Below are 12,104 nucleotides of genomic sequence, written 5' to 3'. Positions count from 1 at the left end.
GTGGTTCGGACCGCCGAACCGCCGGGCGCGACCTCCCCGCCCACCGCGCCTCGGGCCGCGGCCCCGATCCGGCGACGGCGCCGCGACGTACCGTCCGCGGAACTGAGTCATCCCCCCGATTCATCCCCCCGATTCATCCCCCCGATTCCCCCGGCCCGGCCCGCACCACTCCCTCCCGCAGCCTGATCCACACGGCGAGGATCACACACGCCGCCAGACAGCCCGCCGCGGTGATCAGCAGTGCCGTGTCGGCGGCCGCCTCCGAACCCACGCCGCGGTCCTGGTCGGTGACGGCCCCGGCCAGTCCGACGCCGAGGCCGGCGGCCACGGTGATGACCGTCTTGGTGACTCCCGACGCCTCCCCGGCCCGCTCCGGCCGGATCACCGCCTGGGTGGCGATGAGCGTCAGTGAGTTGGCCACTCCGAGGACCGCGCCGCCCACGGTGGCCACGGCTACGTACAAGGTGAGGGAGGAGGTCCGGGCGAGGCACGCCAGAACCAGCGCTCCCCCGCACAGGCAGCCCGCCATCAGCCGGACCGCGGCCCGTGGCGGCACCCGCCCGGCGAGCGGCCCGGCGAGCGCCATGGCCAGCGCGGGAGCGAGGAACGCGGTGCCCGCGAGGACGACCGAGAGGTCCCACTGGCCCTGGAGCGTCAGGGGTACGACGAACAGGAACATCACGGTGGTGGTGTTGGCCACGGCACCGGCCAGGGTGAGCGCCATGTACGGGCCGTTGCGGAACAGGCTGAGCTCCACCAGCGGATGGGCCGCGGCCCGCTCACGCCGTACGAACAGGATCAGCAGGGCTGCCGTGACGGCCACGCCCGCCAGTGCGGCGGGCCACGGCCAGCGCGGTCCGCGGTCGATGACGACGCAGAGCGCGGCGAGTGCGGCCGTGGCACCGGCCAGACCGCTCCAGTCGACGCTGCGGGGCGCACTGGTGTCGTAGCTCTCGGCGGTGCGTGAGGCACAGACCGCGCCGAGCACGGCGAGCGGGACGTTGAGCCAGAACACGGCGCGCCAGGACACCGACTCGGTCAGGGCGCCGCCGATGAACGGACCGCAGGCGGTGGCGATCCCGCCGATGCCGAGGGCCCAGCCGGTGGCACGGCCCCGCAGTTCGGCCGGGTAGACGTTGGTCAGCAGGGACAGCCCCACCGGCATGATCATGGCGGCTCCCGCGCCCTGGGCCACCCGGGCGCCCACGAGGACGGGCAGGGTCGGGGCGAGCGCGCAGACCAGCGAGGACGCGCCGAACACGGCAAGCCCCGCGACCAGGAGCCGCCGTCGGCCGAACAGGTCGCCGAGCCGTCCCGCCCCCAGCATCAGCGTGCCGGTGGACAGCAGGTACGCGCTGATCACCCACTGGAGACCGTCTCCGCCCGCGTGCAGGTCGCGGCCGATCTGCGGCAGGGCGAGGTTCAGGCCGAACGAGTCGAGCTGGATGCAGAACACACCTACGGACATGGCGAGGAGTGCCCATCGCCGGGTGGGGAAGGGCGGCGTCGTCGTGCCGCCGGCACCGTCCCTCAAGGTCGCGCCCTTGCTCACGATTGCCCACTTCTCCTCATGGTCGGCCCCTTCGGGGGTGGTTCCTGCTGCCGCCGCACGGCCGTGCGGCGGCACGAGACGCTGGTGATGAGGGGGAAGGTCGCAGCCGAAGAGCGCTCCTGGACGTACGTCCTGGACACGGAGCGCCGCTGCGGAGAGAGGGGTGGCGATGAGAAGTGGGGGCCGGGGTGGAGAGGGCTGCCCACGGGAAGTCCGATGTGCCACGTCGACGGGGCCGCTGCGTGGATGACACACGCAGGTCCGTGACTCGACCGGCGGTCGGGACGACAACAACGTAACTGGTCCCCGGGCACTTGCCAACCCACCCCTGTGAGGGCCCGGAGAAAGCATTCAGCCATCATGGGCAACGCTGCGGACTGTGACCCTCCGGTCGCATGGGGTGCCTTCCTCCCGCGGCTGCGCGGCGTCGCGCTCCGGACCTCCGCGCCGTGAACTCCCAGCTGAGTGCCGCGCGTTGGCCGTTCCGCGAATCGACAGGGACGGCGTCACGGCCCCGCCGTCCGCACGTGGCGCGACCGCATGGTCACCATCCGTACCGCCCGGGCGGGTTCTTGCTTCCTACACCGATCAAGTGCCTGGTCAGTCGCCGTGAAGCGCCCGAGAGCCACGGCCGCTCGGCGGGACGGCCTGTTCCCCACCCTGGGGCCTTGGCTTCCGGTTCAACCACCTGTTAGTAATTTCATGCGGCAGACGAATGCCATTCCTGCACTTTCCCCCCATGGATCAGGCGGATGTGATGTCGTTAGATGCGCAGGGGACCGCTACTCCGACGCGCCGGATAGCACCCACCCGCAGGACGCGCTACAAGGCGGAGATTGCTTCGGTTTCTCCGGATTCGAGCAGGAACACCTTCGAGCAGTACGAAACATGTTTTCTCGGTGTCAGCCTGGAAAACAGCAACTTCACCACTCCCAAACTCACGAGCATGGTCAAGTGGATCTCCCGGAGGTTCGCGCGATGCACCGTGCTCATCGGCGACAGCATTCACCGGCTCACTCTGGAGTCGACTCAGGGCCTGCCCCCCGACCGCGCCAGGGAACGGGCGCTCGACCTCGGTCGACGCTTTGCCGAGGCCGCGGAGAAGGTGTTCGACGAGTACCGCGACAGCACCGAGTTCACGGTCCTGACCTGCGGTGAAGTGCAAGCAGGTGAGAGGTGCGCCGAGTTCCACAGCAAGTTGCGGGCGTTCTTCGACGAGGACGAGGCGTTCCGTTCCTCGGTCGAATCGTTCGGTCACGCCTATCACCGGAAGCGGGCCGACGGAATCAGCAAGGCCGAATGGGAAAAACGCATCCGGCTGTCCAACGACTACTTTCTCGAAGAGTTCGCCATCTTCGCCTGTCTCAAAGAGCAGGGGCTGCCGGTCATGGTGTATCCCGGATCGTTCAGCACCCTGTCCGAGATAGCCAAGGGCGACCATCCGGGAGCCCCGGAAGAGCTGCGGGACCTCGTCGTGGTCTCCCTCCATCTGAAAGGTCGGTGAGCATGACAGCCGAAGCTCGTGATCTGGTCCCCGAAATACGGCGGGGAAAGATATACCGAGACGTTTACGAGAAGCGCTCGCCCGACCGTCCCGCGCTCGGCGAAGCACGCCTCGAAAGGGCCCGCGCGGTAGCCGGGGCCCTTGACTTCGGTGGTTCCGGGGCGCGCGACCGTGCATTCCGGGACGGCGTTTTCCTCCTGGAGATCCCGGGCGGGCTCGACGTGTCGGCGGGTGACGCGTTCGCGCGTCAGTTCTACGAGGGTCCAGCATCGGCGCCGTACGGCCGGTTCCGTGACATCGGCAGCGACCACTTCGGAGATCCGCTGCTCGGCTTCCACCAGCGGATCAACCAGATCGAGCAGTTCCTCCTCGAACGCCGGTTCTGGGCCGCCGCCTATCCGCCGGAGATCACCGCCCTGGGCGAGTCCCTCACCCGGCTCTCGCGGCACGTTCTGTGTTCCGTCCTGACCGCGGTGGGCATACCGGAGCGGGACTGGCGGCGGGCGACCGGCGGCTGCTCGCAGTGCGCGGGCTCGTGCCACCTGACGTTCAACCACTACCGGTCCGCGCACGAGGACATCGGGCTCAGCTCCCACAAGGACGACGGGTTCCTCACCATCCTGCGGACGACCGCCCCGGGCCTCGAAGTCAGCCGCGAGGACCACTGGGAGACCGTCCCGGCCGACCCGGACTGCTTCATCGTCAACTTCGGCCTGTCCATGGAGATTCTGACCGCGGGCAGCCGCATGCCCGTGGCCGCCATCATGCACAGGGTCGCCCGCCAACAGGAGGACCGGTCCAGCTTCGGGCACTTCAGCTCCAGCGGCTGCCTGCCCGGCGAGGACGAGGGCATCTACCGCTACGTACACGGCAGCGGCCTGGAGCGGGTCTGCGGCTCGCGTGAACTCATCGACGAGAACGACTACGAGATCTACGCCGGTACGGACGCGCCGGACGCGCCGGACGCGCCGGACGCGCCGGACGCGCCGGACGCGCCGGACGCGCCGGACGGATCGGATGGATCGGATGGATCGGACATCACCGTCGCCCCGGGCCGCCACGACGAGCGCCCCGCCGCGAAGGGCGTACGCCGATGACCATCGACTCCATGACCCTCCAGCGTGCCACCGTGACGGGCGCCGGCCTGCGCTTCGACGCCGTCGACGGCCTGTCCCGGGCCCTGCGGGACGGCTGCTTCCTGCTCGCCGTGCCCACCGGGTTCGATCCGGGCCCGGGCATCACCCTGTGCCGCGAGTTCCACCGGGCACCCGACGAAGGGCCGGTGGCCACCCGGGCGTACCGCGGTTTCAAGGACGTGCCCGGCGTCTACTTCGACCGGGAGCACTTCCAGACCGAGCACGTGCTCATCGACGGCCCCGGGCGGGCCCGGCACTTCCCGCGTGAACTCCGCGCCATGGCCGACCAGATGGGCGACCTGACGCTCCTCGTGCTGCGTGCCGCCATGACCGAGCTGGGCATCGCGCCCGCGCTGTGGAGCGAGATCACCGGTGGCGCCGTCGACGGCCTCGGCACCCACTGGTTCGCGGCGAACCACTACCGGCCGGAGCGCGCCAAGCTGGGCTGCGCCCCACACAAGGACACCGGGTTCGTGACCGTGCTGTACAACGAGGAGCCCGGCCTGGAAGCGTCCGTCGACGGCGCCTGGGTGCCCGTCGACCCCGTGCCCGGCCACTTCGTGGTGAACTTCGGCGGCGCCTTCGAACTGCTCACCGCGGCCCTCGACCGCCCGGTGCGGGCCATTCTGCACCAGGTGCGGCAGTGCGCCCCGGCCCCGGGCGCCCCGGACCGCTTCTCCTTCGCGGCCTTCGCCAACCCGCCCGCCACAGGCGACCTCTACCAGGTCCGCGAGGACGGCTCGGCCGCGGCCGTGCGCAGCTCCGAGGAGTTCCTGCGCGAGTTCAACGAGGAGACCTGGTCCGACCGGCACGCCGACTTCGGCATCGCCGAAGCCGTCGGCGCGAGCGGAGGCGGTACGTCATGAGCGTCTCGGCGGACCGCGTCGGCGCCCCGCGTCAGGGCAGGACCGTCGTCCTGCCGCAGGCCCCCGGCGCGCCCTTCCCCGGAATCGTCGCCCACCACGACGGACCCAGCCGGCTGCACGGCCACGCCCCGGCGTTCCACGAGGCGACCGTGGTGCGCGGGGAGCCCGCCTCGCACTACTTCCGCGCCTCCGGCATCAGCGCCTGCGCCGAGGAGAACGGCGGCCTGTGCACGTTCTGGATGGGCCGGAAGCTCGCCGTCTACCAGATCACCAACGAGCCGCTCGTCGGCGACGACGTCCTCGCGCCCTCCACCGACGCCAACCGCGAGCTGTTCGGCGACTTCATGGGCTCCCTGCCCCACGACCACCCGGACCGCCCGGGGAAGCGGGCCGTGGTCGAACGCTCCCTCGGCAACGCCAAGTTCGTCGAGCGCCTGGAGCCCGCCCTGCGGCGGTACACGGCCGACCACCTCGCCCGCGCGGCCGGCAGGACCGTCCCGCTCGACGACTTCACGCTGTCCCTGACGGCGTACGTGGACAGCATGGTCCCCGGCGTCCTCGATCTCACCCAGCGGCCGCTGCCCGAGTACCTGGACTCCGCCGAGTACGGGCGTGTGGTGCGCGGCTTCTTCGATCTCGCCTCCGACGTCATCAGCAACGACAACCCGGCGGCGATGCGCGAGTTCGACGTCATCGTGCCGTTCGTGCGCGACCTCCTGACGGACAACTTCGACGCCCTGGCCGACGCGCCCGCGTCCAACCTGATCAGGCGTCACTTCGCCCTGTGGGAACTGCCCTTCACCCGGCAGTCCGTGGCCGCGCTGGACGCCGCGCGGATCAAGGAACTGGGCACGGTCGTCGTCGCCACGTACGACACGACGGCCCTCAGCCTGATGTGGGCGATCGGCTATGTGGAGGCCACGCCCCGGGTCAAGGACGCCGTCGTGGCCGAGGCCAGGCGCGGCACAGGGACGGCGGTCGCGGCGGGGTGCCCGTACGCGGACCCGCCTCCGCACACGGGCGCCGCCCCGTCCGTGATCGACCTCGCGGTCCTGGAGGCCGTACGCCTCGGCGGCAGCAATCCCAGTGCCCTGTGGCGCCGTACGACCGAGCCGTTCACCCTGCACCACCGGGGAGTCCCGGTGACGGTTCCACCGGGCACCATGATGTGGCTGGACCGGCGGCAGGCCAACCGCGACCCCGCTGTCTTCCCCGAGCCGCGCCGCTTCGCCCCGGCCAACATCGAGGCCATCGTCCGCTCCGACCGGGAGACGGTCTCCTCGCTGCTCTCCCGCGGCCGCTACGAGATCAACTCGTTCAGCATGGTCAACGCCGACCGGAACCCCCGAAAGTGCCCCGGCCGGCTCTTCTCGGTGCGGATGCAGTCCATGGTCCTCGCGGAGCTGTACGGCCGCTACGCGGTCGCCACGCAGGACACCGACCTCCAGCTGAAGCACCACGCGTCCATGCCGCGCCCGGCACGGCCGGGAAGCATCACGATCCGGCCCGAACCCGGCACGCCGCCGCACCCCGGCACGCCGCGCGACACCGCAACCCCGAGGGAGCCGACCCCATGACCACCGCCAACTCCCGCACCGCCCGGACCCGCTTCCACCCCACCACCGCCCGGGCCCCGGTCACCCTGCCGCCCATGCCCGGCGAGCGGCAGGCTCGGGCCGCCTACCCACCGGTGGACCTCGAACGCTCCTGGTTCGACGGGGACGAGCTGCTCTTCGAACGCGAGGGAGGCTTCGACCGCGCCCTGGCCAAGGGGTTCTTCCTGCTGCGCATACCCGACGGCCTCGACACAGGACCCGGGGACCGGTTCGCCACGCACTTCCACGAGGACCCGGCCGGTGACGGCCTTGATCCCTACCGGGGCTATCGCCACGCCGATGTCCCCGGCACCTACCAGGGCTACTTCGACCGCGAGCACGACCAGTGGGAGAACTTCTACATCGAGAGGGCGAACTGGGCGCTGCTGCCGCCCGAGGTCACCGAACTCGGCCACCGGATGACCGGCCTCGGCGTCGCCGTCCTGCGCGCGGTGCTGCGGCACGTGGAGGTACCGCAGGACCTGTGGAGCGAGGTGTCCGGCGGCCTTTCCGACAACGGTGGACACCAGATGCTCGCCTTCAACCACTTCCGTTCACAGAAGGAGACCCGCGGCTGCAAGTTCCACCGTGATTCCGGGTGGGTGACCGTGCTCCGCTCCTTCGAACCGGGTCTCCTCGCGCTCATCGACGGAGAGCTGGGCGCCGTCAACCCCGAGCCGGGCCACTTCATCGTGAACTTCGGCAGCTCGCTGGAGGTGCTCACCTCCGCCCTGCCGCGGCCCGTGCGCGCGAACGTGCACGGCGTGGTCTCCACCGAGCGCCCGGCGGGCCGGGCCGACCGCATCTCGTACGTGACGTTCCTGGACTCCGCCCTCGACGGCACCGTCTACCGGCTCGACGACGGCGGCACGGCGCACCCCGTGCAGTCGGTCGCGGACTTCGCCGTCCAGGAGGTGAGCCGGACCTATGACAACGACGGCGCGCTGTAGCCGGGGCACGAGCACGGCACCGGCGGAAACCGACAAGGACGGGAGTCACACCATGACGGACACGGCCCATCTCACCCTCCCCGCGGCCGAGGTCGACGCGGGCACCCTGCGGTTCGCCACCGCGGACGACACCGCACGGGCGCTCGGCATCGGCGCGTTCAACGTGGCCGTCCCCGAGGACCTCGACGTACGCGCCGGACTCGACTTCTGCCGCACCTTCTACAAGCCGGGGACCGGTGATCCGGCCGACCGCCACCGAGGACACCGCGAGCACGGCCACCCGGTCTCCAAACTGGGCTACGAGGACCGGCCCGACCAGGTCGAGCAGCTCCAGCTGGAGAGCTTCCTGTGGCAGGAGTACCTGCCGGACGAGGTCACCGCGGTGCTGCGGCGCATGCGGCAGCTGACCCTGGACGTCCTCTACGGCGTGTTCGACGCGGCCGGGGTGCCCGAGACCGACCGCGACCTCATCACCGGCGGCGCTTCGCAGGACACGGGCCTGTGCTACACGACGGTCAACCACTACCGTGCGGGCCTGAGCGACCGCGCCGGGATCGTCGAGCACTCCGACAGCGGGTTCATCACCACGATCTGCACCGACCAGCACGGCTACGAGATCCTCCACGAAGGCCGCTGGCTGCCGGTGCGCGAGCGCCCCGGCCACTTCACCGTCAACCTCGGCGATGCCTTCCGGGTCCTGACCAGGAAGCTGCCCAGGCCGGTGACCGCCGTCTACCACCGTGTGCCGGAGCTGCGCCCGGAGGCGGGCGTCCCGGACCGCTCCTCGTTCACGGTCTACATGGGGCCCCGCTACGACATGCCGCTCTACCAGTACGACACCGAGGGGAGACTGCGCGAGTACCAGAGCTTCCGCGACTTCTCGGTGGAGAAGGCGGGCAAGCTCGGCTACGACTTCCACTCCCGCGTATGAGCACGGCGGCGGGACATCCGCGTACCAGCGCGCTTCAGGGCTGGCAGCTGGCCGAACTGCGGGACGGCGAGCTGCACTTCACCGCCGCGGACGGATTCCGGCGCGCTCTGAAGGACGGCTTCTTCTACGTGCAGCAGCCCGCCGGCACGGACCTGTCGGCGGGGGACCGCTTCGCCCGGTCCTTCTACCTTCCGGCCGAGAACCCGGCAGGCCCCGCCGCGGAGCACCCGGACCCCTACCGGGACTTTCGCCACTGGACGGCCGAACAACTCGGCCCTCACCAGGGCTACTTCTGCCGCGACGCCGACCAGACCGAACAGTTCTTCCTGGAGAGCGCCTGGTGGGACGAGGTCTATCCGGCCGCGCTCGCCCGGCAGGCCGAGCGCATGCGTGACTTCGCGCTCGACGTCCAGCGCGCGGTGCTCGCCCGCCTCGACTTGCCGCGCGCACTGTGGGACAAGGCCACCGGACACAGTCTGACCCCACACGGCACGCACACCCTGACCTTCAACCACTTCCGCCCGGAAGTGGCCGCGCGCGGCCTGAACATCCACAAGGACTCCGGCTGGGTGACGGTTCTGCGCTCCACCGAGCGCGGACTCGAGGTGGACCGGGACGGCGAGTGGCACCCCATCGACCCGGTCCCCGGCACCTTCATCGTGAACTTCGGCTGCGCGATGGAGATCCTGACCCGGCGGACCGCCACGCCGGTGGCCGCGGTGGCCCACCGCGTGGTGCGCCAGCCGCCGAGCGGCGGGGCCAAGCCCGACCGCTTCTCGTACGCGCTCTTCGTCGACAGCAGTCTCGACGAGAGCGTCTGTCCCGGCCTCTTCGCCTACGAGCCGGGCAGCGGCCTCCAACTCCGGTCGGAGTTCGGGACGTTCCTCAACGACATCCTCGACAACACCTACCGAGAGGACACGAGCGGCCTGTACTGAGACGGTGTCGCCCGCTGCGGGAGCAGGAAGGCGGTCAGGACGACGAGTCGGAGCGCGTCCCCGACAAAGGTGGTGTGGTGCTAGTTCGCTGACGCCGCGTCAGGGCCATGTGGTCTTCTTGCGGTCGAACCAGATCGTGGCGATGGTCGGAATCAAGCCCGCCCAGAACAGCGCCTGGGGCACGGTCCGTTCGGTCCACGGGATCTCCGCGATGAGCAGCGTGCAGAGCATCGCCCACGCGGCCTGGGCCAGGACGATGCGGGGCCACTTGCGGCGGCGGATCAGGGAGCGGATGTTGATGCGGACACCGGCGCGCAGTCGGCGGTAGCGGAGCAGGGCGCCCACCGCCCAGAGCGCGGACATGGGCACGAGGAACCAGAGGCGCTGGCCGAGCGGCACCGGCAGGTCGCGGGGCGTCTCGCCCTCGGTGACGACGAGGTCCAGGCCGGAGGCCGCGATGAGGGCCAGGCAGAACAGGGCGATCCAGCGGATGCCGCGCAGCATGCGGTACGAGGCGTCGTCCAGGCCCTGCTGCATCGGCCGGGAGTCCGGGGCGGCGGCCAGCGCGTCCGCGTACAGGGTGGCGGCCTGGGCCGCCTTGACGCCGGGGGTGCTCGCCGCCTTCTTGGTCTGGCGGGCCAGCGCGTAGGGGTGGCTGGGGTCGAGGCGGAGGATGGCGTGGTCCAGCTGGTCGGCTACCGTGCTGTTGCTCGCCAGGTCGGCTATCTGCCAGGCGACTTCGTACGCGTGGAGCTCCTCGGGGCCGAGGCGCAGCGCCTCCATGGCGAGGTCGCCCGCCTCCCGCAGCGGGCCTTCCATCTGTTCGGCGGTGATCGTGCCGCCGCCCGCCTGCCCGATGCGGACGAGGCGGATGCGCCAGACGACGTCGGCGAGCAGCGCGTATCCGTACCAGTAGTCGGGCGCGAGGCGTATCGCCTCGCGCAGCACGCCCTCGGACTCCTGCCAGCGGGTGCCGCCGATGCCGCGCAGCGCGTGCGAGCGCATGATCAGCCCGCCCACGTCCTCGGGGTCGAGCGCGAGAGCCCGGTCCGTCGCGTCGAGGGCCTTCTCGTGCTGCTCGGCCCGTACGTGGCACAGGGCGAGCTTGGTCCAGGCTCGTACGTCGTCGGGGTCCTCGACGAGCCGCTGACCCAACAGTGCCTCGGCCTCCTCGTACCGCTTGAGCTCGATGAGCCCGTCGGCCCGCTCCACGGCGGGGTGCACAGTGCTCACAGCTTCCGCTTCTTCTTGAGGTAGGTGACCAGGTCGTCGTACATGCCGCCCTCGTTGGCGAACATCGCCACGTTGCGGGCGGAGGCGAACCACGGGTCGCTGGACGGCGCGATCGTGGCGGCCGCGTCCATCAGGTCCTTCATGCCGATCATGCGGACGGTCCCGGTGCGCGCGGAGTCGAGCAGCGCGCGCTCGGCGGCGGACTCGCAGAGGTGCGCGAGGTCGGCGCCGGACAGGCCGTCGGTGGCCTTCGCGAGCTTGCGCAGGTCGACGCCTGCGACGGGGCGGTCCCGCAGGTGGTAGCGGAGGATGGCCTCGCGCGCGGGCCCGTCGGGCGGCAGGACGAGGATCGTGCGGTCGAGGCGGCCGGGGCGGCGCAGCGCGTTGTCCACGTCCCAGGGGACGTTGGTGGCGGCCAGCACGAACACGCCCTCGTTGGCGCCCGCGTCGATGCCGTCGAGCTCGGTGAGGAGCTGATTGACGGTGTTGCGCATGCCGCTGTGCGCGGTGCGGCTGCGCTTGGCGCCCAGCGCGTCCAGCTCGTCGAGGAAGAGGACGCAGGGTGCCTGGCGGCGGGCCGTCTCGAAGACCTCGTGCATGTTGCGCTCGGAGTTGCCCATCCACATGTCGAGCACGTCGTTGATGGATATGGACAGGAAGTTGGCGCCGAGCTCACCCGCGACGGCCCGCGCGATGAACGTCTTGCCGCAGCCGGGCGGACCGTACAGCAGAAGGCCGCCGCGCAGGCTCTTGCCGTACAGCTTGCGCAGTTCGGGGTTGCGCAGGGGCGCGAGGAACGCGGCCTCCAGGCGGTCCTTGACGTCCCGCATCCCGCCGACGTCGGCGAGCCGCACACCGTCGGGCGCCTCCACCTCCCAGGCGGCGGCGTCCCCCGGGTCACCACTGCCGTCGGCGGTCCGGGGAGCCTCGGGGGCCTGAGGCGTCTCGACGAAGCGTGGCGGCACGACATCGCCGACCTGATCCTCGGCGGCCTTCCAGTTGAAGCCGGCGGGGGGCGCTTCAGGGGCTTGGGGGGCTTGGGGGGCCTGCGGTGTCTGAGGCACCTGAGGCACCTGAGGCGTTTGGGGCGCCTGCGACACCTGCGGCACCTGCGGTGCGCCCATGGCGCGGCCCATCAGCTCCCGGGCCTTCGCGTCGCCCGGCGCATGCTGCAAGGCCACCGCCACCTCGGCGACCGCCTCGTCGTGATGCCCGCTCTCCACGAGGAGTTCCGCCAGATGCAGACGCAGCGGCACGTCGTCGGGCGCGCCCGCGACGGCTGTGCGCAGGCTCTGGATCAAGGGGGAGTGATCGGGCATGGGACGAGGATACGGGGGCTGTGCGAGCGGTGTTCGAGCGGACGCGTCGTCCGACTTCGCCTGCTCAACCCTGTCCGGGC

Annotated in this window: 10 protein-coding genes; 7 read left to right on the top strand and 3 right to left on the bottom strand. The window is 70.9% G+C overall.

Features of this window, described 5'->3' with window-relative positions; all coding sequences use genetic code 11:
- Positions 1–133: 133 nt before the first annotated feature.
- The gene (locus AB0N81_RS01345) at positions 134–1,552 is read right to left on the bottom strand and encodes an MFS transporter (protein WP_365354567.1); all 1,419 of its coding nucleotides are present in this window, start codon (positions 1,550–1,552) and stop codon (positions 134–136) included.
- A gap of 739 nt (positions 1,553–2,291) precedes the next feature.
- On the opposite strand from AB0N81_RS01345, the gene AB0N81_RS01340 reads away from it, so the two are divergent.
- The 7 genes from AB0N81_RS01340 to AB0N81_RS01310 are packed head-to-tail and all read left to right on the top strand — an operon-like array spanning position 2,292 to position 9,472.
- Entirely contained in the window at positions 2,292–3,056 is a 765-nt protein-coding gene (locus tag AB0N81_RS01340; protein WP_365354566.1) for a tRNA-dependent cyclodipeptide synthase, read from the top strand.
- 2 nt (positions 3,057–3,058) lie between these two features.
- Positions 3,059–4,153 (top strand): 2OG-Fe(II) oxygenase family protein, encoded by a 1,095-nt coding sequence (locus AB0N81_RS01335; protein ID WP_365354565.1) that lies wholly within the window; start codon positions 3,059–3,061, stop codon positions 4,151–4,153.
- On the top strand, positions 4,150–5,058 hold the full coding sequence (locus AB0N81_RS01330; RefSeq protein ID WP_365354563.1) for a 2OG-Fe(II) oxygenase family protein: 909 nt from the start codon (positions 4,150–4,152) through the stop codon (positions 5,056–5,058). The genes AB0N81_RS01335 and AB0N81_RS01330 overlap by 4 nt, the downstream gene beginning before the upstream one ends.
- Positions 5,055–6,635 carry a cytochrome P450 gene (locus AB0N81_RS01325; protein WP_365354561.1) on the top strand — a complete coding sequence of 527 codons (1,581 nt, stop codon included), beginning with the start codon at positions 5,055–5,057 and terminating at the stop codon, positions 6,633–6,635. The genes AB0N81_RS01330 and AB0N81_RS01325 overlap by 4 nt, the downstream gene beginning before the upstream one ends.
- Positions 6,632–7,603 carry a 2OG-Fe(II) oxygenase family protein gene (locus AB0N81_RS01320; RefSeq protein ID WP_365354560.1) on the top strand — a complete coding sequence of 324 codons (972 nt, stop codon included), beginning with the start codon at positions 6,632–6,634 and terminating at the stop codon, positions 7,601–7,603. Before AB0N81_RS01325 ends, AB0N81_RS01320 begins: the two co-directional genes overlap by 4 nt.
- Before the next feature lie 52 nt (positions 7,604–7,655).
- Positions 7,656–8,534 (top strand): 2OG-Fe(II) oxygenase family protein, encoded by an 879-nt coding sequence (locus AB0N81_RS01315; protein ID WP_365354559.1) that lies wholly within the window; start codon positions 7,656–7,658, stop codon positions 8,532–8,534.
- Positions 8,531–9,472, top strand: a complete 942-nt coding sequence (locus tag AB0N81_RS01310) for a 2OG-Fe(II) oxygenase family protein (RefSeq protein ID WP_365354557.1) — start codon at positions 8,531–8,533, stop codon at positions 9,470–9,472. Before AB0N81_RS01315 ends, AB0N81_RS01310 begins: the two co-directional genes overlap by 4 nt.
- 99 nt (positions 9,473–9,571) lie before the next feature.
- Here AB0N81_RS01310 and AB0N81_RS01305 read toward each other — a convergent pair whose 3' ends face one another.
- Together AB0N81_RS01305 and AB0N81_RS01300 are read right to left on the bottom strand one after the other, a co-directional pair.
- On the bottom strand, positions 9,572–10,705 hold the full coding sequence (locus AB0N81_RS01305) for a tetratricopeptide repeat protein (protein WP_365354556.1): 1,134 nt from the start codon (positions 10,703–10,705) through the stop codon (positions 9,572–9,574).
- Entirely contained in the window at positions 10,702–12,024 is a 1,323-nt protein-coding gene (locus AB0N81_RS01300) for an AAA family ATPase (protein WP_365354554.1), read from the bottom strand. Before AB0N81_RS01300 ends, AB0N81_RS01305 begins: the two co-directional genes overlap by 4 nt.
- Positions 12,025–12,104: the final 80 nt, after the last annotated feature.

The sequence above is a fragment of the Streptomyces sp. NPDC093510 genome, assembly GCF_040683555.1.
GTDB lineage: Bacteria > Actinomycetota > Actinomycetes > Streptomycetales > Streptomycetaceae > Streptomyces.
This window is presented reverse-complemented; position numbering and strand designations above follow the sequence as displayed.